At 71.6% G+C, this 19,894-nt stretch carries 18 protein-coding genes and 1 riboswitch; of the genes, 5 read left to right on the top strand and 13 right to left on the bottom strand.

What is annotated here, in order from left to right:
* Nucleotide 1: 1 nt before the first annotated feature.
* The 8 genes from C7C45_RS17010 to eccB form a co-directional block, all read right to left on the bottom strand.
* Entirely contained in the window at nt 2-646 is a 645-nt protein-coding gene (locus C7C45_RS17010; RefSeq protein WP_110564625.1) for a C39 family peptidase, read from the bottom strand.
* Nucleotides 647-981: 335 nt separating this feature from the next.
* Complete coding sequence (locus C7C45_RS17005; protein ID WP_110564624.1) at nt 982-1,389, bottom strand: pyridoxamine 5'-phosphate oxidase family protein; 408 nt, start codon at nt 1,387-1,389, stop codon at nt 982-984.
* A gap of 31 nt (nt 1,390-1,420) precedes the next feature.
* On the bottom strand, nt 1,421-1,762 hold the full coding sequence (locus C7C45_RS17000; protein WP_110564623.1) for a YkvA family protein: 342 nt from the start codon (nt 1,760-1,762) through the stop codon (nt 1,421-1,423).
* A 33-nt stretch (nt 1,763-1,795) separates the two neighbouring features.
* A complete protein-coding gene (locus tag C7C45_RS16995) occupies nt 1,796-2,593 on the bottom strand; it encodes a hypothetical protein (RefSeq protein ID WP_110564685.1) in 798 nt (265 codons plus the stop codon).
* Between the two features lie 153 nt (nt 2,594-2,746).
* On the bottom strand, nt 2,747-3,124 hold the full coding sequence (locus tag C7C45_RS16990; protein WP_146247340.1) for a hypothetical protein: 378 nt from the start codon (nt 3,122-3,124) through the stop codon (nt 2,747-2,749).
* 207 nt (nt 3,125-3,331) lie between these two features.
* Nucleotides 3,332-4,606, bottom strand: coding sequence for a WXG100 family type VII secretion target (locus tag C7C45_RS16985; RefSeq protein ID WP_110564621.1), 1,275 nt, complete (start codon nt 4,604-4,606; stop codon nt 3,332-3,334).
* Nucleotides 4,599-4,967, bottom strand: a complete 369-nt coding sequence (locus C7C45_RS16980; RefSeq protein ID WP_110564620.1) for a hypothetical protein — start codon at nt 4,965-4,967, stop codon at nt 4,599-4,601. The genes C7C45_RS16985 and C7C45_RS16980 overlap by 8 nt, the downstream gene beginning before the upstream one ends.
* A gap of 106 nt (nt 4,968-5,073) precedes the next feature.
* Nucleotides 5,074-6,600 carry a type VII secretion protein EccB gene (gene eccB, locus C7C45_RS16975; protein WP_110564619.1) on the bottom strand — a complete coding sequence of 509 codons (1,527 nt, stop codon included), beginning with the start codon at nt 6,598-6,600 and terminating at the stop codon, nt 5,074-5,076.
* Nucleotides 6,601-6,761: 161 nt separating this feature from the next.
* Here eccB and C7C45_RS16970 point away from each other — a divergent pair, with 161 nt between their 5' ends.
* The gene (locus C7C45_RS16970) at nt 6,762-7,946 is read left to right on the top strand and encodes a type VII secretion protein EccE (protein WP_110564618.1); all 1,185 of its coding nucleotides are present in this window, start codon (nt 6,762-6,764) and stop codon (nt 7,944-7,946) included.
* Nucleotides 7,947-8,066: 120 nt separating this feature from the next.
* Here C7C45_RS16970 and eccD read toward each other — a convergent pair whose 3' ends face one another.
* Nucleotides 8,067-9,464, bottom strand: a complete 1,398-nt coding sequence (gene eccD, locus C7C45_RS16965) for a type VII secretion integral membrane protein EccD (RefSeq protein WP_110564617.1) — start codon at nt 9,462-9,464, stop codon at nt 8,067-8,069.
* Between the two features lie 166 nt (nt 9,465-9,630).
* Here eccD and eccCa point away from each other — a divergent pair, with 166 nt between their 5' ends.
* From eccCa to C7C45_RS16950, 3 genes are all read left to right on the top strand, one after another.
* A complete protein-coding gene (gene eccCa, locus C7C45_RS16960) occupies nt 9,631-13,596 on the top strand; it encodes a type VII secretion protein EccCa (RefSeq protein ID WP_110564616.1) in 3,966 nt (1,321 codons plus the stop codon).
* Nucleotides 13,597-13,801: 205 nt separating this feature from the next.
* On the top strand, nt 13,802-14,110 hold the full coding sequence (locus C7C45_RS16955; RefSeq protein WP_110564615.1) for a WXG100 family type VII secretion target: 309 nt from the start codon (nt 13,802-13,804) through the stop codon (nt 14,108-14,110).
* 25 nt (nt 14,111-14,135) lie between these two features.
* A complete protein-coding gene (locus tag C7C45_RS16950) occupies nt 14,136-14,432 on the top strand; it encodes a WXG100 family type VII secretion target (RefSeq protein ID WP_110564614.1) in 297 nt (98 codons plus the stop codon).
* Between the two features lie 98 nt (nt 14,433-14,530).
* Here C7C45_RS16950 and mycP read toward each other — a convergent pair whose 3' ends face one another.
* Together mycP and C7C45_RS16940 are read right to left on the bottom strand one after the other, a co-directional pair.
* Nucleotides 14,531-15,772, bottom strand: a complete 1,242-nt coding sequence (mycP, locus tag C7C45_RS16945) for a type VII secretion-associated serine protease mycosin (protein WP_244200416.1) — start codon at nt 15,770-15,772, stop codon at nt 14,531-14,533.
* Between the two features lie 50 nt (nt 15,773-15,822).
* Nucleotides 15,823-16,158, bottom strand: a complete 336-nt coding sequence (locus C7C45_RS16940; RefSeq protein WP_110564613.1) for a helix-turn-helix transcriptional regulator — start codon at nt 16,156-16,158, stop codon at nt 15,823-15,825.
* Nucleotides 16,159-16,343: 185 nt separating this feature from the next.
* On the opposite strand from C7C45_RS16940, the gene C7C45_RS16935 reads away from it, so the two are divergent.
* A complete protein-coding gene (locus C7C45_RS16935; RefSeq protein ID WP_110564612.1) occupies nt 16,344-17,063 on the top strand; it encodes a carbonic anhydrase in 720 nt (239 codons plus the stop codon).
* Nucleotides 17,064-17,123: 60 nt separating this feature from the next.
* On the opposite strand, the gene C7C45_RS16930 is transcribed toward C7C45_RS16935, so the two are convergent.
* Nucleotides 17,124-18,143 (bottom strand): coiled-coil domain-containing protein, encoded by a 1,020-nt coding sequence (locus tag C7C45_RS16930; RefSeq protein ID WP_110564611.1) that lies wholly within the window; start codon nt 18,141-18,143, stop codon nt 17,124-17,126.
* 4 nt (nt 18,144-18,147) lie between these two features.
* Nucleotides 18,148-18,278, bottom strand: a riboswitch (cyclic di-AMP (ydaO/yuaA leader).
* 165 nt (nt 18,279-18,443) lie between these two features.
* The gene (locus C7C45_RS16925) at nt 18,444-19,814 is read right to left on the bottom strand and encodes a YibE/F family protein (protein ID WP_110564610.1); all 1,371 of its coding nucleotides are present in this window, start codon (nt 19,812-19,814) and stop codon (nt 18,444-18,446) included.
* Nucleotides 19,815-19,894 lie beyond the last annotated feature (80 nt).

Here is a 19,894-nt window from a genome sequence, read left to right as displayed (position 1 = left end):
GTCAGGAGGAGTAGCCGCGCTCGGCGATCCAGTTGGCGACCTTCGGCAGGCTCACCCAGTACTCGCCCAGCGCCGGGTCGGCCGGGTCGGCGACCCGGATGGTGTCGCCACCGTCCCGGTAGCCGACGAGGGTGACGTAGTGGCCGCCCTCGTACGAGTGCGGGTTGCCGTCGGTGTCCACCGTCGTGCCCTTGATGTTGGCCACCACCGGTCGGCCCGCGTCGACTGCGGCCCGCACGTCCCGGCGCAGCTGCTCGACCTGATCGGGACGGGCCACCGAGTCACGAATTTCGGTGGTCCGGTACTTCCCGCCGGTCAGCTCGTTCAGCACTCGCGTGGTGTCCAGGGCCGACGGGGTGCCCGCCTCGGTGGTGCCCAACAGCTTGGCCACCTCGTCCTGGGAGAGCGCCTTGCCCTGTGCGGACAATGCGATCCGGGTCGCGGCCGGGCCACAGTAGTAGAAGTTCGGCTGAGCCTGGTAGTCGACGCCGAGGACCCGCTCGGCGGACCGGTCGGTCTGGCTCGACGAGGTCGGGGCAGCCTGCACCGGGGCGGCCTGCGCGGCTACCGCCGGACCGAGGGCGCAACCGCCGGCGACCAGCAGGCCGACGACGGACAGACCACTCTTCTGGACGATCGGGTTCATGATCGAGTCTCCGTTCAGGGGGTTGGCGCCTCCGACCGGCGGAGGACGGCAGCACCGGGAATGGCGCTCGCTCAGCACAGGGGCGACGACCTGCGGCCGATCTCGGCCGTGGGCGTACCGGATGGGTAACGGCTCTACTCCGGCCGGCATTCCGCCGGCGCCGGTGTAGGCGTCGCGACCAGGTGTAACGGCTGCCGGCTGGGCGGGATTCCGCTGGGCCCCTCGCCGTCGGTCTCGCGAGTGGTGGGGGGACAGCTCGGACCGAGAGCTCTCCGGCCTGCCCTAAGAGCACAATATTGCCCAGACAGGCACGAATCCGGCATCGGGTCGTGGCGTCAGAGGCTCCCCAGCAGCCCGGTCACCGTGATCTCGATGACGACCCGTTCCGGATTCGGGCGTGGGGTCCGATAACGCTCGGCGTAGCGGCGCTCCGCCTCCGCCACGGAGGCCCGATCCGCCCGGACGACCGCGCGGCCCTCGATGGTCAGCCAACGGCGGCCATCCACGTGGCACACGGCCACCGCCGCGCCCGCCGCGCCGGCGGCGGCCACCTGGCGGGCCTTGCGCGAGCCGCCGGAGGTGATGACGCGGGCCAGCCCGGCCGTCGGGTCGAGGGTCACCCCGACGGGTACGACGTGCGGAGTGCCGTCCGCGCGCAGCGTTGTCAGCGTCGCGAGGTGCCGTTCCGCGCAGAAGGCGACAACACGCTCATCGTGCACAGTCAACCGATGATCGCCCGCCATGCCCGTCCCCTGTCCACCGAACCGACCACGATCATGGCACGCGGCGGCCGACGCGGTCCCGATCCGGCTCGCCGCCCGGCCGACCGGCCAGTTGGCCGCCGGCCGCCCGGCGCTTCTGCACCAGCCGGGTGAGGTAGATCAGCGCGGCGGCCAGGACACCCATGTCATCGAGGTAGATCGGATCCGGAAGCACGTCCACCGGGAAGATCGTGTAGATCAGCGCCCCGTAGAAGGCGACCTTGCCGCCCGCGCCGAGCCCGGTCAGCAGTCGTCGCGTACGCACCACCCGCACCGCCAGCACCACGGCACCGACAAGTGTGGCGAGCGCCAGGATTGCGGCGAGCACCACGAGGACCCACGCCTCTCGGGACATGCCGTCACGCTAACCCACTCGACGTCCCGCGGCTCAGAACGCGGCCACCGTCGCGCGCCCGCGGGCGATGACCTTGTTTTCCCGGGTCTGCTCGGCCGACGGCCGGGCAACCTCACTGAGCGGCAGCACCGACGCCGACTCCGCGACCCGTCGCCCGGTAGCGGCGTGAGCTTCCTCGCGCAGACTCCGAGCCGCCGCCACAGCCAGCTCCGCCGCACGCCACGCAACCTGCTCCCGCTCACGGGCAGCGGCGTGCCGGGCTGCCAGATTGTCGCGAATCGCGCGCTGCAGCACCAGCTCCTGCTCGACCGGATGCAGCCGCGGATCCCAGCCGTCGCGGTGCGCGAAGACCTCGCTGAGCTGCTCCACCGACAACTCCCGCCGCCAGTACGCATCCAGCGCGGCACGGTGCAGGTAGCGCTCGCGGTCCACGTACTCGGCGGGGGTTCGGGCGGTGTGCGGAAGCGGCATCGCCGCTGCGGCACCGAGCCGCCGGACGGCAGCCTCGGCAGCCTGGTACGTCTGCCAGGCTGCCTCGACCGCCTCCTGTGCGGTCACCCACTCCGCGCGTCGGCGCTGTGCGGTGGTGGTCGCCCGTGCAGCGGCCACCGCGATCTCCTGGGCGTAGCGGATCTGCTCCCGTTCGTCCTGCGCCCGTTCGAGTTGGCTCGGCATGGCCGCGCGGCGGATCCGGGCGCCCGGGTCGAGGCGGAAGCGGCCGGGACGCAGCAGGAGAACAGAGACGACAACCCCCACCACCCCGAGCAGGCTCAGCCAGATGACGACAGCTCGGGACAGGTCGGGCAGGGCGGCGGAGAGAATGGATTGCATGATCAGCACCTCGCGGTCGAAGGCGGGTATCGACGGGGGCAGGAGAGGCCCGACAGCACCGGTCGGCCGAATCGCGGAGTGATCCGTCGAAGGGCGACTCAGCTGCCGCGACGGATCACCCGGGATCGGGCCCCGGGGATCGTCGGGCCTGGATCAGCGGGTGGGCGGGCCGCGTCGGGCCGGAACGCCACGGCCGGGATCGATGGCCGGCGCGTGCCCCGGGCCGTCCGCGATCGGACCGGTCACCGAGGCGGCGTCGACCGTGCCAACCGGCCGGCCGGCAACGGGCTGGCCGGCCTGTTCGGCGGACACCGCGGCATCGGGGCGGGCAGCGGCATCGGGGCGGACCGTGGCCACCCGGCTGCTCACGGCGCTGGGCCCTAGCTGCGTCGGGGTAGGCGGTGCGGTCGCAGCGAGAACGCCGCCGAGGCCGACCGCGAGCACCAGCGCAGTGACCGCCAGTCGGGTCAGCTCACGCAGAGAACGCAGCACTGCCCAGCGGGCTGGGCGGACGGGCGCTGCGGACGACACCTGACCAACCTATCGCCCGCCCCGGCATGTCGCAGCACGGTGACGGCCCGGCCTGGCGTGACCGCCACCACCATGCACACTGTGGACGCATCGATCGACGGCGCCCCGGAACGGGCAGTGCCCCGGCCGGATCGGAACCGGCCGGGGCACACGCATCGTTCGCTACGGCATCGTCGGTGGTGAAGGCTCACCCGCGGCGGATCGCGGTCAGTCGCCGCTGCCGAGCACCGGCGGCGCGGCTTTCCCGCCATCCCGCCAGACCATCTCGTCCTCGGTCAACCAGGTCAGCCGCTCGTCGGAGTCGTCATCCTGAGATCGCCCGCGCCCGCCGAGCACCCCGCCGTTGCCACCCGCCCCGCGACCGGAGCCCGACCCGCCACGCTGGCCGTCAATGCTGCGCCCGACCCCACTGGCGGAGCGACCGTCAGCCGGGGGCGCGCCACCGGCCGGACGAGCCGAGGGGGCTGGTGCGCTGCTGCCGCCCGAACCGGCGAGCGCCGCCGTGCGCAGCACCCCGCCGGCCGGTGCCCCGCCCTGCGCTCCGAAGAGCAGGCCGGGGCCGGTGCCGGCGCCAGCGGGCGGCGTGCCCGGCCCGGACAGGCCGGTCAACCCGGCGGCACCACCGGTGAGCAGCGCGCCGCCGGTCAGCGAATCCGCACCGGCGAGGAAGGTGCCGGGGGTGTCGGAGCCGTTGCCAGTGCCGACCGGGCCGACAGCGATGGCCGGCGTGCCACCGGTGCCCGAGCCATGCTCGCCAGGCACCGAGTTGTCACCGACGGTCGGCGGTGGGGCAACGCGCTCGGCTCTCGCGATGGTCGCGTCGCCGGTGTGCGCGGTGAGACCGGTGCTGGTGGGCCCGTTGCTCACCTTGGCAATGGGCGAAACGCTCTGCGGCGTCGTCGGATCGTTGTTGACCCTGTCCGGGGTCTCCGGGTCGATCGGGGGCGGATCGACCACTCGGTCGTAGGCGGAGATTTCGTAACTGCTGGCCAAGTCGGCCACCAGGTTCACCATCCGCTGGTGGGCCTTCTCCTGCTCTTCCTTGTCCTGCTGGTGACCCGCCATGCCCATGATCAGCGCGCCAGGCAGGCCGAAGGTGGCCGCACCCTTGATCGTGCCGGAGATCGCCTTGTCGTTGTCGTCGGTCTTCTCTGGGCTCTCGGCCTGCTTGTGGGCGCTGCGCAGATGGTCGGCCATCATGGTCAGCCCCTGCTTGATGCCGGCCATCCCTTCGCCGAGCGCGTCGGTGTGGGCGACGATCAGGCCGAGTCGCCGGTGGAACTCCCGACCTGCCGAGCCCGTCCAGGTGTTGCCCAGCTTCTCGAGGTCGCCGCCCAGATCCCGACCGACACCGTCCAGGATTCCCTTGAGCTCGGCCCACTGGGTGGCGACGCCCTCGATCTGCTCGGGCTTGCCGGCCATCAGGCCGTCGTACAGCTCCTGATGGCTGCTGCCCTGGTAGCGCTGGGTGTACTCAGACACGCCCGTCCTCCTTCGGCTGCAACGCCCGGTCGACCCCGTCCAGCGCCGCGGTGACGTCGGTGGCGTTGGCGGCGTTACGCGCCTCGGCAGTGCGGTAATTGGTCAGGATCGTGCTGGTCGCCTGCTGTGCCGCCAGCACCGCCCGCCGGATCCTCTCGGCCTGCTCGACATAGGACTGATGCACCTCGCTGTAGCGGCGCGCCTTGTCGGTCGCATCGAAGAACGTGCCCAACGCCGGAGGGCGGCACTGCATCTCTGTGTTGAGCTTGCGCAGCACCGACTCGACCTGGGTCAACCGCGACGCCAGGTGCTGGTGGAAGTCCTCTAGGGACAGCAGGTCGACTTCCGTACGCCCCGTCATGGCAAACATCCCCGTCGTTCTGATTGACAGCCGTCAGCGGTATTCAGATTAGTCCACCCGAGCTAGTCTGGGCGACCCGTCATTGCTGCTCAGCTGTCGGCTCCTGTCACCCAACGGGCATCCCGCCGCCCGCCCCGCCGCTCGGTGGTGCGGACGAGGGTGGCGCCGTCGTCGGCGGCGCCGTCGTCGGCGGTGCCGTCGTCGGCGGTGCGGCCGGGGCCGGCGCGTCGGGTGCGAAGACGGCCATCGCGTCCTCGGAGTCCAGGGTGGGCCCGGTCGGGATCAGTGCGAGCAGAGAGCCGGGCACCGCCAGTGGGGTGACCCCGCCGTACCCGAGCACGTCCAGCGTCGCCGCCGAGCCGAGTGGGTACCGGATGCCCTGCGGGCTGATCAGGTAGATCGTCGACCCGGCGGCACCGGACCCGCTGGTCCCGGCACCGGGCGAGGCCTGCGCGATGACGCCCTTGCCACCGGGCAGCAGCACCGCCTCGGCGGTGCGTACGGCATCCCGCCTGGTCTGGGGCACCGGCACCGCGCCCGCTTCGCTCGCGGTCAGCTCGGCGGGCGCCCGGTCGAAGACCTCCAGGGTGGTGATCGGCGGGCCGCCTCCGCTGCCGGCCCGGTACGTCGCGCAGAGCGTGGTCTGACCCGACCTGGCCTGGTAGATGGTGGGCATGGTGGTCGGCAGCCCTTCCTCGTCCACCCGCTTCTCGACATAGAACTCGCCAGCCTGATCCGGGGTGATCTCGGTGATCGCGCCGCCACCGCGGACCATCAGCAGAGCGGTGATCTCACTGATCGGGACGAGACCCTCCCGGGTCAGCACGTAGTGCCGCCCGGCGGCCTTGAACACCCGGCCGATGGTGGACGGTCGACCGGCCACGTTCCGCGTGCTGCTCTCGCCCTCGCCGGGCAGCTTCGGCTTGCGCAGCGGTGGCCCGGCCGGGATGGCGTTGAGCAGTTGCTGCCCGACCCGCAGCTGGGTGGCGCCGGCCAACTTCAGCGCGGTGATCGTCTGGTCCCCGTCGAGCACCTGGAGCCGTGCGTTGTTGGTGAGGAGGTAGCGCTGCCCGTCCACCATGACCAGCGCCGCGCGGTCGCCCAGCGGCACGCCGCCGGGCAGCGCCCGGTCGATGACCAGACGCGTGCTGGAGCGCGCGGGGTCGACCGGGTCGGGCACGTCGCAGACCGACCAGGGCAGCCCGGTCAGCGACTTGCGGTCGGGCAGGGCGTCCGGTGCCCCGACGATGCCGAGGGTGACCCCGCGCGGTCGGTCCCGCAGTGACGCCTGGGACATCGTCCGCACCTCCGCGTCCGGCTCGTTCAGGATCAGGCGGGCCGAGGCGTAGTTGAGCGTTGGATGCAACTGGCCTTGCAGGTACACGTACGTCGCGCCGGTCTCCCGTTCGATGACCAGGCTCTGGTCATTCAGTGGCGCGGCGCGGGATGTCAACTGGCCGTAGGCACCCACCCCGCCGAGGACGACGGCGGCGGCGACGACACTGCCGAAGACGGCCATGCCGAGCCGTCGCATCGGCAGGTTGGTGGTCTCCGGGTCGCCCGACAGCAGAGCGGAGACGATCCGGCGTGTGACGAAGCGGTACGCCTGCACCTGATCGCGGCGGGTCCGCATGACTTACCTCCGGCGGGGTGGATCCGCGACGATCAGGTCGGGGTGCCGTCGCGGGCTTCCCTACGATAAGGGGCCGACGATGGTTCGTCGGGACCACCGTTCGTGGCCGGCACCGGACCGACCCGGTGCAGAGTCGTACCGTGCAGGAGGGACAGTCAGCGATGACGCAGATTCAGGCGCGACCCGCCCGAGCGGCCACGGACCCGTCCGACGTTGCGACGAGGCCGTCGTCGTCGACCGACCGACCCGGCCGTGGGCGGGTCGGCCCGGTGTTCGTCGGCCAGCTCGTCGTGCTGGAGTTGTGCGTCGTCGGCGTCTGGGCAGCGTCGGCCGGGCCCAGCTGGCTGCTCCCCGCGGCGGGCGGTGTCGCGCTGCTGATCGCCCTGGCCACCTTCGCCCGACGAGGTGGCCGTTGGTGGTTCGAGGACCTGCTGCTGCGCCGGCGGATGCGACGCCGCGGCGAGCGCGCGTCGGCCGTGCCGGGCGGTAAGCCCGTCGACCCGCGGTTGACCGCGCTCGCCCCCGAGTTGAGCATCATCGAGTTGACCGACCGGGGCACCCGGCTGGGCATCGGGCAGGACGACCAGGGCTGGTTCGCCGCTGTCGCGTTGCAGTCGGTCAGCGGTGCGACGGTCGGTTCGGTGAGTGCCTCGGCGGTCGACCGCGTTCTGGAGGTGCTCGCGGACTTCAGCGCCCCGGTCTCCCGGACCCAGGTCGTCGCACACACCATGGTCTGGTATCCGGCACCCGGTGCCCCGCCTGCGGCGCACCGGACCGTCTGGGTGGCGCTGCGGCTCAGCGTCCGCGACGCCCGGGTGGAGGCGGTGAGCCGGGGCGGCGGGCTCCCCGGTGTGCACCGGACCGTGGCTGCCGGGATCGGTCGGCTGGGCAAGGCGCTGACCTCCGCGGGCCTGGCCTATCGGCCGCTCGGGCGGGAGGAGTTGCGCGCGGCCATCGTCTCGGCGGCCGGGTTGGACCTGGGGATGGAGGCGCCGGCGGAAACCTGGCTGGGGCTGCGCGGCGGTGGCTGGACCCACCGTTGCATGGTTCTGCGCGGCCGTTCGGACGTGCGCCTCGGCCCACTGGTGGACGCGATCACCGCGACCTCGGCGCCGTCGCACACCGTGGCCGCCACGGTATCGGTGGACGGTCGGGTGGCGGCGCCGCTGTTGCGGGTCGCGGCGATGGACAACCACGTCGAAGCGCTGGTCAAGGTCGTCCGAGACGTCGCGCAACGCACGGGCACGTCCCCCCGCCCCATGGATGGCCAGCACGGTCCGGGCGTCTACGCGACCGCTCCGGTCGCGTCGGCGCTGGGCGTCTCGACCCGTCCGCAACCGCGCTGACCCGCGGGGCGGTCGCGGACGCAACCGCGCTGACCCGCGGGGCGGTCGCGGACGCAACCGCGCTGACCGGCGGCGCGGTCGCGGGCACGACCGCGCCGCCGATGGGCGGTTGCGGGGCGGTCAGGGCCGCAGGTTGACGATCCAGCCGTACAGACCGCAGACCCAGAAGGCGAGCGGGACCAGCGAGATGATGAGCAGGATCTCGGCGATGTCGAGCAGCCGGCCCCAGACCGGCGAGATGCGCTTGCCGGCGACGGACAGTCCGTAGATCAGGCTGATGACCGCGGCGAGCACCAGCCCGCCGAGGATCAGACCGAGCCGGACCGGCAGCGACCCGCCGGCGAAGGCGCTCGCGGCGGCCAGGCCCAGCCCGACGGTGCCGGCCAGCAGCACGGGGGTGCGCTGGGCGCGGCCCAGCAGCGGTCGTGCCCGCAGCAGCGACAGCAGGGCCAGCACCAGGCACAGCAGCACCGTCGACAGACGCCTGTCCAGGGCCAGCACGAACTGCGCGCCGAGCACCAGCAGCGAGACGGTCCACAGCAGGCCGGTCATGAACTGGTCGGCGCGTTCGCTGCGCTGGAGCACCTGCCGGCCGTCCACCGACTCGCTGTCGGTCTTCAGGTCCTCCGGACCGGTCGGGATCGACGGTACCGGCAGTCTCGCCAGGCGGTAGGCCGCCATCGGCAGGGCCGGCAGGATGCCGAACGCGACCGCCGCCACCACCGCGGCGGCGGCCGGCGCGTCGAGGCCGAAGACCAGACAGAGCAGCGCGCCGAACCCGGTCGCGGCCCCCACCCCGATCGCGGCGAAGAAGAGGGGGTACCGGTCGCCGACCGCCAGCACGGCCACCGCTCCGGCGACCACGGCGGCGGTCGCCGCGAGCAGGACGTGCGGGCTGGCCAGATCGGTCAGTGGCCGGTCGCCAGCGAGGAGCAACAGGCCGCCGGTGGCGGCATGCCCCAGGCCGACGAGGGCCAGCAACGCGCCGGTGCGGCTGTCACCGGCGGCCCTGGACAGCACCGCCGCGCCCACCAGCAGCGCGACCGCGACCAGCAGGGCCGCCAACGCCCCGGGCAGGTGCGGCGGACCGGCGAAGAGCGCGGCCAGCGCGCCGGCGCCGAGCGCAGCCGCGGCGAAGACCACCGCGAAGGACCGGGTCGCGTCGACCTGCCAGGCGCCGGGGCGTTGGTTGGTCGCGGTGGCGACGGCATCCACCACGTCGTCGAAGACGATCTCCGGTGCTGCCGCCGACCGGGGGTTGAAGTAGAGCACCTCCCCGTCGCGGACGCTGAGCTGCGCGGCGGTGCGCCCGCCGTCCAGGGGCGCCCCACCCAACCGGGACAGGGCCCAGCCGCCGTGCCGCGCGCCCTCGTCGGCCATGTCCTCGCCGGCGTAGCGCAGCAGGGTGGGGAGCAGGTCGGCCATCGGGATGTCCGACGGCAGCGCCAGGTCCATTCGGGTACGTGGAGCCACGATGGTGATTCGGCTCAAACCGCCGGTCGCCGTCTTCGTCGCCACAGTGGCCTCCAGGTGTGCGTCTGTGATCGGCTGGCCGCGATGCCACGCTCCGGGTCCACCGCGCCCACGGCAGATTACCTACGATGACGGGCACGTACGATGCCCACCCGCGGGCTTCGGTCCGCGCGGGCACGTCATCAAGGCCGCTTCTGGGGAGGAGACAGCCGTGAGCACGGTGGTGTTCCGCCGGCTTCCGCGTCAGCCGGGACCGGCTTTACCGCGCGGCGAGGTGCTGCTGGAGTCGCCTCCCGAGCTGCCCGAGCCAACGCCCCGCGGGATGGGGCAACTGCTCATGATCCTGCCGATGTTCTGCGGGGTCGGTGCGATGGCGTTCCTCTACGCCGGCAAGGGCGGCGGCATGATGACGTACGTCGCCGGTGGGCTCTTCGGCGTCTCGATGCTCGGCATGGCGATCGGGTCACTGGCCAACAGCGGTGGCAAGGACAAGGCCGAGCTGAACGCCGACCGGCGCGACTACATGCGCTACCTGGCGCAGATGCGCAAGCGCACCCGCCGGGCCGCTGAGCAGCAGCGGGCGGCGATGGCGTGGCGGCACCCGGAGCCCGACGCGCTCTGGTCGATCGCGGCCTCCCGGCGACTCTGGGAGCGACGGATCACCGAGGACGACTTCGGCGAGACGCGGATCGCGCTGGGCCCGCAGCGACTGGCGGTGGAGATCGTCCCGCCGGAGACGAAGCCGGTGGAGGATCTGGAGCCGATGAGCGCCATCGCGCTTCGCCGGTTCGTCCGCGCACACTCCACCGTGCCCGAGTTGCCGACCGCGCTGTCGGTGCGCGCGTTCAGCCGGGTGGTGCTGCGCGGTGACCGCGCGCCCGTGCTCGACCTGACCCGGGCGGCGCTCGGGCAACTGGCGACCTTCCACGCCCCGGACGACCTCATGGTCGTGGTGGTCGCCGCGCCCGACCGGCAGTCCTCCTGGGGCTGGGTGAAGTGGCTGCCACACGCGCACCACAGTGGTCGTACGGACGCCGCCGGTGCCCGCCGTCTGGTCTTCGCCAGTCTGGCCGAAGCCGAGGCGTCGCTCGCGAGTGAGCTGGCGGGACGACCTCGTTTCGCGCCCGAGGCCAAGCCACTGACCACCGCCCCGCACCTGGTCGTGGTGATCGACGGTGGCGAGATCTCAGCGACCTGCCAGCTGGTGGGTCCGGGGTTGCTCGGCACCACGGTGATCGACCTCTCCGGCACGGTGCCGCGCGATGCCGGGCGCTGGCTGCTCTGCCTCGACGTGGCCGACGGAAGCTCGCTCGACCTGGTCCGGGGCAGCACCTCGTCGCCGCTGGGTCGCCCCGACCAGCTCAGCGCCGAGGCGGCCGAGGGGCTGGCTCGACAGATCGCCCCCTACCGGCTGTCCCAGCAGCAGACCAGCAGCGACGAGCCGCTGGCCCGCAGCACGGAACTGCCGGACCTGCTCGGCGTGGGTGATGCCGCGACGGTGGACGTACAGAACACCTGGCGCCCGCGCGGTCACCGGGACCGGCTGCGCATCCCGCTCGGTGTCGGACCGGACGGCAACGTGGTCGAGCTCGACTTCAAGGAGTCGGCGCACGAGGGCATGGGCCCGCACGGTCTGGTGATCGGTGCCACCGGGTCCGGCAAGAGCGAGCTGCTCCGTACGGTGGTGGCCGCGTTGGCGGTGACCCACTCGTCGGAGGAACTGAACTTCGTCCTGGTGGACTTCAAGGGCGGCGCGACGTTCGCCTCGCTGGAGGCGCTGCCGCACACCAGCGCGGTGATCACCAACCTGGCCGACGAGTTGCCGCTGGTCGACCGGATGCGCGACGCGCTCGCTGGTGAGATGGTGCGCCGGCAGGAACTGCTGCGGGCGGCCGGCAACTACGTCTCCCGCTTCGAGTACGAGAAGGCCCGGGCGGCCGGCGAGCCGCTGGCCCCGATGCCCAGCCTGTTGATCATCTGTGACGAGTTCAGCGAGTTGCTCGCCGCCAAGCCCGACTTCATCGACCTGTTCGTGATGATCGGCCGGTTGGGTCGCTCGCTCGGCGTGCACCTGCTGCTGGCCAGCCAGCGGCTCGAAGAGGGCAAGCTGCGTGGCCTGGACACCCACCTGTCGTACCGGATCGGTCTGCGTACCTTCTCCGCGGTGGAGAGCCGGATCGTGCTGGGTGTCCCGGACGCGTACGAGTTGCCGAACGCACCGGGCCACGGCTATCTGAAGACGGACACCAGCACGATGCTGCGGTTCCGGGCGGCGTACGTGTCGGGGGCCTACCGGGCACCGGGCCAGCAGGCCGCCACGTCGCAGGCGCTGGTGCAGCGTCGGATCGTGCCGTACGGCCTGGACTTCATCGCGGCGCAGGTCCCGCAGGTGCCGGTGGACACCACTCCGGAGCCCGAGCAGCCGGCCGACGGCAAGGCCGTGGCGATGCTCGACGTGCTGATCGACCAGCTCAAGGGACGGGGCCGCCCGGCCCACCAGGTGTGGCTCCCGCCGCTGTCCGACCCGCCGGGCCTGGGCGAGCTGCTCGGCCAGTTGGCGGTCGACCCGACCTACGGGCTGTGCACCGCGTCCTGGCCCGGGCGCGGGCGGCTGACCGTGCCGGTCGGGGTGGTGGACCGCCCGTACGAGCAGCGCCGTGACCCGATGATGGTGGAGTTGGCCGGGGCCGGCGGCAACGTGGTCATCGTCGGCCGGTCGATGAGTGGCAAGAGCACGATGCTGCGTACGCTGCTCGCCTCGCTGTCGCTCACCCACACGCCACGTGAGGTGCAGTTCTTCTGCCTGGACTTCGGCGGTGGCGCGCTGCGCAGCCTGGAGCGTCTGCCGCACATGGCCGGGGTGGCCGGTCGGCGGGACGTCGAGGCGGTACGCCGGACGGTGGCTGAGGTGGTCGCCGTCCTGGACGAGCGGGAGGCGCGCTTCGCCCAGCACGGCATCGACTCGGTGGCCAGCTACCGTCGTCGCCGTGCCGCGGGCGAGTTCGCCGACGACCCGTTCGGTGACGTGTTCCTGGTGGTGGATGGTTGGAACACACTGCGCCAGGAGTACGAGGAGCTGGAGCAGACCATCACCACGCTGGCCAACCGGGGCCTCGGCTTCGGCGTGCACGTGGTGCTCACCGCGGTGCGGTGGGCGGAGATCCGGATCAACATGCGTGATCTGCTCGGCACCAAGCTGGAGCTGCGCCTCGGTGACGCGTCCGAGTCCGAGATCGACCGTCGGGCGGCGACGAACGTGCCGGAGAAGTCGCCCGGTCGCGGCCTGACCCGGGACAAGCTGCACTTCCTCACCGCCGTCTCGCGCCTGGATGGCCGTCGGGACATCGAGGACCTCAGCGAGGCGTCGGTGGCCCTGGCCGGGCACGTGGCGGCGAACTGGCCGGGCCGTCCGGCGCCGAAGGTGCGGCTGCTGCCGCGCAAGATGTCGGTGACCGAGCTGGCCCGGATCATCGACCGGTCGGCACCCGGTCTGCCGGTCGGGGTCAACGAGTCGGCGCTCGCGCCGGTCTACCTGGACCTGGTCAACGAGCCGCACCTGACGGTCTTCGGCGACGCCGAGTGCGGCAAGACCAACCTGCTGCGGCTGATTGCCCGGGGCATCACCGAGCGGTACACGCCGGCCCAGGCCCGGTTGGTGATCGCCGACTACCGGCGTGGCCTGCTGGGGGCGGTGGAGGGCGACCACCTGCTCGACTACGCCCCGTCGAATCAGGCGTTCGCCCAGGGGCTCGGTTCGATTCGCAGCGCCTTGTCCAACCGGTTGCCCGGCCCGGACGTGACCACCGCCCAGCTACGCGATCGCAGTTGGTGGAAGGGCCCGGACCTGTACATCCTGGTGGACGACTACGACCTGGTGGCCTCCGGTGGCAGCAACCCGCTCAGCGCCCTGCACGAGTTGTTGCCGCAGGCCCGCGACATCGGTCTGCACCTGATCATCACGCGTCGGGTCGGTGGGGTGTCCCGGGCGCTCTACGAGCCGGTGCTGCAGCGACTGCGCGAGCTGGACTCGCCGGGTCTGCTGATGTCCGGAAACCGGGAGGAGGGCGCGGTCTTCGGCACGTTGCGACCGAGCCCACAACCGCCCGGCCGGGGCACCCTGGTCCGTCGACGCGATGGCCAGCAACTGATCCAGACCGCATGGTCCGAGCCGTCCTGAGTGGGCTCGGTCGTTCGGTGGTGGTGGTGAGCCATCTTGGTCCGATTCACCGCTATCCATCGAACGCCCCGGGTCAGGGCTGCGAAGGCTCGACTGGTTCGGCTACGGTCTTCTCAGGAGTGTCCGTCGGTGGGGTGTTGGTGCCTTGCCGCGGGGGAGGGGTGCGGCAAAGCCGCCACCACAACATGACGGAAGGGTGTGAAGCATGGCGTTCGAGGTCGAAGCTGCGACTCTACATACCGCCGCGAGTGACGTGCGGTCCACGCGCAGCGAGGTCGACGGCGAGCTCAAGAAGCTGTGGAACGTGGTCGACGACCTGGCCATGGCGTGGAAGGGTCAGGCGTCCACGGGATTCCAGTCGTTGATGACGCGCTGGAACGAGGACACCGTCAAACTGCTGACGGCGATGGACAACATCGCGGACCTGCTCGATCAGTCGGGTACGACGCACCAGGTCAACGACGAAGAGCAGCAGCAGATGCTGGACAAGTTCCACTCTGCTCTCAACCCGTGATCCGCAGTCAGCAGAGGAGGAAATCGTGACGATCAAAGTTGACTACGCTGTCCTCGAGAGCAGCAACCAGCAGATGCAGGCCATCTCGAAGACCCTCGAGGAGAAGCTCGACACGCTGCGGTCGATGCTGTCCAAGCTCCAGTGGGACGGCGAGGACCGGGTTGCCTACGAGCAGCACCAGGCAAAGTGGGACACGGCGGTCCGGGACATCAACCGGATTCTGAACGAGATCGGCGGTGCCGTCGGCATCGCCCGCGAAAACTACCTCAGCACCGAGATGAGCAACTCCAAGGTGTGGGATGGCGGCGGTCGCCGCGGCTGACCAGCTCCGCCGAGCAGGTTGAGGCATTCGCCGATGCGGCTCCGGTCCGGTTCACCCGGGCCGGAGCCGCATTGTGTTTGGCGTCACCGCGCCAGCGGTCAGCCGGCAGCCGGTGAGTCGGTGCGTCGGCCAGGGCGCCAGCCACGCTGGCGGCCCCGAGCCACGATCGGTCGTGCGATCAGCAGCAGCACGGTGAGCAGCCCGCCGACCGCCGCCGCCCAGATCGCGGCAGGGCGTTGCCAGCCCAGTGGGTCGTCGCGCACGACGGGTGCCGCGATCGCGGCGACCGGCTGGTTCTTCCGGGTGCCCAGCAGGCTCGACACCGCCCGGTACGGGTTGACGACGCCGTAACCGATGTCGGCGTTGTGGCCCTCCGGAGGGTTGTCGGCCGTGCGTTCCATTCGTTCGGCGACCTGCTGCGGGTCGAGATTCGGGTAGGCGGCTCGGACGAGCGCGGCCACTCCCGAGACGTACGCCGCCGCGAAGCTGGTGCCACCGGTCGGCTCGGCGCGGTAGCCGGGCCCCTGGGGTGCCGGCCCGATGATGTTCAACCCCGGTGCGGCGATGTCGACGTAGTCGCCGCTGATCGAGCTGCCGACGTGGCCGCCCTGCTCGTCCACCCCACCGACAGCGATCACGCCGGGGTAGGCGGCCGGGTATCCCGGCCTGTTCTGCTGGTCCTCCGTCCGGTTGCCAGCGGCAGCGACCAGCACCACCCCCTTGGACAGCGCACGGTCGACGGCCGCTGTCAGTTCGGGGAGGGGGATCGTCGTCAGGGACAGGTTGATCACGTCGGCGCCCTGCTCGACCGCCCAGTCGATCGCTGCGGCGATCTCCACGGGCAGCCGTAGGTCCGTGGTGTCCTTGAGGCTTGGCAGCACCCGGATCGGCAGGATGCGGGCGCCCGGGGCGACGCCGCTGAACGGGACGCCCGTGCCCTCCCGGCCGGCGATGATGCCGGCGATCATCGTGCCGTGCCCGACCAGGTCGCACTGGCCCTGGTTGTCCGGCAGGTCGTTGAAGTCGCGCCCCTCGAGCACCTGGCCGGAGAGGAGCGGATGAGTGGCGGAGACCCCGGAGTCGATCACCGCGACCGTCACTCCGGCGCCCCGGGTCAACGGCCACGCCGAGGACGGCTCCAGCCGGCGCAACCCCCACGGCATCGCGGACAGGCCCTCCTCGCCGGTTGGGCCGCACGTGGGCGGTGCAGCCCTCGCCGGGGCGGGTGCCACCAGGGCGGCGCCGAGCAGAGCCGCCAGGGCTCCACTGAGGACGCCGCGGGTGGCACGGCCGGTATTGCGGAACATGTTGGTCGCGCTCAACGGCGGGCATTCGCGCACCCGCAGAGATTACCGCTGTGACCCGTCGGGCAGCGGCCCGGCGATGAGGGTCAGGCCGGAGGGCTGACCTTGGTGGCGGGTGTTTCGGCGAACAGCGCGAGCAGGTCGCCGACTTGGCGGTCGGCCTCGGCGGGGTGCCGGAACCGGCCGGCCGGGTTGAGGGTGTATTCGTTGCGCCGCCCGACGCGGGTGCGGTGCAGGTACCCGCCCGCCTCCAGGTCGGCGACGATCGCCTGCGCGGCCCGTTCGGTCACGCCGACCTCGGCCGCGACATCGCGCAGCCGGGCGGTGGGGTCGCGGGCGATGGCCAGCAGGACGTGCCCGTGGTTGGTGAGGAACGTCCAGTTCCGCCCGCCGCCGGTGTCGCCCGTCGCAGTGCTCGCCATCGTGTGACCGCCTCTTTGGGTGCGTCGCCCAGGGTCGACCCGGGAGTCAACGTATGAAATCTATATCACGCATACCTTGACGCAACTTACGGTGCGTGTGACGGTGGAGCCCGAGCCAGCGCCCGCCGCCGGCCCGGCTGAAGAGCCGGTTGACCAGGTAAAATGCGTGAAGACGAGGTGCGGGGATGAGTCGTCCCGGAACGCCCGGCGGGCAGCCGGGTCCGCAGCGGACCACCGACGGGGCGTCCGCGACCAGCGAGCCGGCCCGGGCGTACGCCGAGCTGACCGCCGGAAACCGGCGCTTTGTCAGCGGTGCCCCACGCCATCCCAATCAGGACGCCGGGCACCGGGCCGCCGTGGCCGACGGACAGCACCCCTTCGCGGTGATCGTCGGCTGCTCCGACTCCCGGCTGGCCGCCGAGATCATCTTTGATCGAGGGCTCGGCGACCTGTTCGTGGTCCGCACGGCCGGGCACACCGCCGGCCCGGAGGTGCTCGGCAGCGTGGAGTACGCGGTGACCGTGCTCGGCACTCCGCTGGTGGTGGTGCTCGGTCACGACTCGTGCGGCGCGGTCCAGGCGGCGCGTGAGTCCGCCGCCACCGGCGCTCAACCCAGCGGCCATCTGCGCGCGGTGGTCGACGCTGTGCTGCCCAGCCTGCGCCGGGCCGAGGCCGAGGGCGTGGACGACATCGACGGCATCGTCGACATTCACATCGCGCAGACCGTTGAGACGCTGCTCGGGCAGTCGCCCGTGCTGGCCGAGGCGGTGGCGCAGGGGCGGTGCGCGGTGGTGGGGGTGTCCTACCGGCTCGCCGCCGGGGTGGTGCGCCCGGTGACCGCGGTGCCGTCCGGCCTCGCGTCGCTCGACGTGCCGAACGCGGCGACCGATCCGGCCGCCGCCTGACGTGACGAGGGCCGTTCCGCGCTACGCGGAACGGCCCTCGACGACGCGGGATCCTGCGGGTCAGAGCAGCGACATGTGGACGTGGTCGGTGTGGTTCGACGGCCCGCTGTACGACTTCCAGCCGGTCGCCGGGAACCAGATCTGCCGGTTCCAGATCACGTAGTAGATGCCGAGTCGGTCGGCGTTACGGATGAGGAACGCGGCCACGTTGTTGCCGTACATCCGGGTGTCGTCGTTGTGCCACGGTGCGAAGCCGCTCTTCTGCAACGACCAGTCGCAGGCGCGGCCCTTCGGGTGCTCCCATGGCCCGCCGGAGCGGTAGCAGCCGACGAACCGGTTGAAGCCGGCCCGCTTGACCTCCTTGTACGCGTGCAGCGTGCGGGGCGTGATGCAACCGGACGTGGTGGGGTCGTCCTCGCTGCACGACTGGGGCTTCCACTCACCGTCGGCGGTGCGACCCGGGCCGATCTTGGCGACCGGCGAGGTGGCGTCCACCAGGCCGCCGGTGAAGCCCTTCCCGCCGACGAGGGCGAGCGCCTTGTCTGCCTCGCTCTTCCGCTTCGCCATCAGTGCGGTCTGCTTCTGCTGCTCACGGACTTCGGTGTCGAGGGCCAGCTTCGCCTGCTCGGCGCGGGCCTTCGCCTCATTGACCTTGGAGAGCTTCTGCTCGTTGACCATGTTCATCTCGTCGAGCGCCGCGGCACGTTGGACGAACGTGTCAGGGGCGTTGCTCTCGAGCAGCATCGCGAGGGCGCCCATCCGGCCGGTTCGATACGACTGGGCGGCGATCTGCCCGACCTGTGGGGCCAGCGCGTCCAGGTCGGCCTTGGCCCGGTCGACCTCCAGCGCCAGCTCCAGTTGCCGCTTCTTCGACTTGTCCAGTCTGGACTTGGCGGCGGAGTAGTCGCGGTTGGCCTGCTCGATGACGTCGGTGATCAGCTGGGGCTCGTTGTCCTCCTCGTGCCCGGACGGTGTGGGAGTCGTCGGGGCGGCGTGGGCAGGGAGGGGCCCAGCGAGCACGGTCAGTGCGGCGATCACGGCCACCACGGGTGTCAGCCAGCGGCGTAGGGGTGCCGTCACAATGTTCCCTTCCGTCGACCGCCGACCGGGTTAGCTGACGGGTTCGGGGCGGAAGTGGCCCCTACCGCTGACGCGGATTCACCCCACGTACCTGGGTCCCCGGTTCGCCGGTTGGCGATTGGGCGGCGGCACCGCAGGCGCCGCTTCGCGCCTTCATCGGTAACCGGCAGCGAGGTTACCCGAGAGCCGACCTACTGAGCTACGCCTGGCTGCCGACGAAAAGTGTCTTTTCGCCATAGCGTTGCGTGACCAGTGACGCGGTTCTCACGTTGGCTGCTCATCTGGTCACGCTGCGGAGTGTCACCATGCCGGATCCGTGCTCCTGCCCGACTCCGGCCATCCGCCGGTGGCGGAGGACGGGGGTGGCGTCCGCGTCTGATCCGGCTCGTCGGGGTGACCCGTTCGCGGTGCGACGAGTGCGGCCAGTGCCTCCGCGCGGTCCGGTTGGGGCCGCGAGGCGGGAGCGTCGGTGGACGGTGGGGAAGCCGTACGCCCGGCGGCGGTCACCACCGCGGCCAGCCCGGTGGTCAGCGGCACGGCGGCGATCAGACCGAGTGTGGCGACCGCGCTGCGGACGATCTCCTGCGCGAGGAACTCACTGGTGAGGAGCTGCCCGATCGGCCGCGAGTCGGCGGTGAGCAGGAGCAGCAGGGGTAGCGACGCGCCCGCGTACGCCAGCACGATGGTGTTGACAGTGGAGGCGATGTGCGCGCGGCCAACCCGGGTGGCCGCGCGGTAGAGCTGCAACCGGGTCAGCCCGGGGTTGGCGTTCGCCAGCTCGGTGACGGTGGCCGCCTGGGTGACCGTCACGTCGTCGAGTACCCCGAGCGATCCGATGATGATCCCGGCGAGCAGCAGACCGTGCAGGTCCACGTCGCCCTGGAACATCGACAGGGTGGTGGCGTCTTCGCTGCCGAAGCCGGTGAGGTGGGTCGTGGCCGTGGCGATGGTGGCGAGCACCCCGGTCAGCACCAGGCTGCCCAGGGTGCCGAGCACCGCGACCGAGGTCTGCGCGGTGACCCCGTGCGTCAGATAGAGCACCACGAACATGATCAGGGCCGCGCCGACCACCGCCACCAGTAGTGGTGATCTACCAGCGCCGATGCCCGGCAGCACGAACGTCAGCAGAATGGCGAAGCTGGCGGCCAACCCGGCGAGCGCGGCCAGACCCCGCCACCGACCGAACGCGACGATCGCGGCCGCGAAGACCACCGCCAGCCACACCATCGGGGTGCCGCGCTGGTGCTCGGCGATGTTCCAGTTGCTGACTGTGGGATCGGTCGGATCGGTCAGCTCGACCAGGATGACCTCGTCGCCGACGTCGACCCGAGGTGCGCCGGGCCCGTCGGGCACCGGTGTCCGCACCTGCCGGCCGGCGGTCGGCCCGTCGTCCACCCGGACGTCGACCGTGCCGCACCGCCCGCCGCCGGCCGTCGGTGTGCCCTCGGGGGCCGACGGTGTCGGCGGGCACGGCTCGGTCACCACCCGGGTCACCGTGCCGGGATAACGCGGCACGTCCGCACCGCCATCGGTCTGCGGTGACCCACCGCGTGGCCAGAGCAGCACCGCGGCGAGCACGGTGGCGACGAAGAGGGGCACCACCGTCAGGACGAGGATCCGTCGTACCCGGGGCGGGGCGGACGAAGCGGTGTGGGTGTGGCCGGAACCCAAGGTGAGACTCCCAACGTTCCGGTGCGGGTACGTGTCGGCGGGCTGGTCGGCTCACTGTCGGAGGGAATGCTAACCGGCGC

Source organism: Micromonospora arborensis (assembly GCF_003205615.1).
In the GTDB taxonomy this organism is placed as follows: Bacteria; Actinomycetota; Actinomycetes; order Mycobacteriales; family Micromonosporaceae; genus Micromonospora; species Micromonospora arborensis.
The sequence above is the reverse complement of the archived record's forward strand: the minus strand, read 5'-3'. Positions and strand labels throughout refer to the sequence as shown.

Bases quoted from the DNA above. Each gene is read 5' to 3' on its own strand.
- C7C45_RS17010 (WP_110564625.1), bottom strand. From the start codon at position 646: ATGAACCCGATCGTCCAGAAGAGTGGTCTGTCCGTCGTCGGCCTGCTG.
- C7C45_RS17005 (WP_110564624.1), bottom strand. From the start codon at position 1,389: ATGGCGGGCGATCATCGGTTGACTGTGCACGATGAGCGTGTTGTCGCC.
- C7C45_RS17000 (WP_110564623.1), bottom strand. From the start codon at position 1,762: ATGTCCCGAGAGGCGTGGGTCCTCGTGGTGCTCGCCGCAATCCTGGCG.
- C7C45_RS16995 (WP_110564685.1), bottom strand. From the start codon at position 2,593: ATGCAATCCATTCTCTCCGCCGCCCTGCCCGACCTGTCCCGAGCTGTC.
- C7C45_RS16980 (WP_110564620.1), bottom strand. From the start codon at position 4,967: ATGACGGGGCGTACGGAAGTCGACCTGCTGTCCCTAGAGGACTTCCAC.
- eccB (WP_110564619.1), bottom strand. From the start codon at position 6,600: ATGCGGACCCGCCGCGATCAGGTGCAGGCGTACCGCTTCGTCACACGC.
- C7C45_RS16970 (WP_110564618.1), top strand. From the start codon at position 6,762: ATGACGCAGATTCAGGCGCGACCCGCCCGAGCGGCCACGGACCCGTCC.
- C7C45_RS16955 (WP_110564615.1), top strand. From the start codon at position 13,802: ATGGCGTTCGAGGTCGAAGCTGCGACTCTACATACCGCCGCGAGTGAC.
- C7C45_RS16940 (WP_110564613.1), bottom strand. From the start codon at position 16,158: ATGGCGAGCACTGCGACGGGCGACACCGGCGGCGGGCGGAACTGGACG.
- C7C45_RS16935 (WP_110564612.1), top strand. From the start codon at position 16,344: ATGAGTCGTCCCGGAACGCCCGGCGGGCAGCCGGGTCCGCAGCGGACC.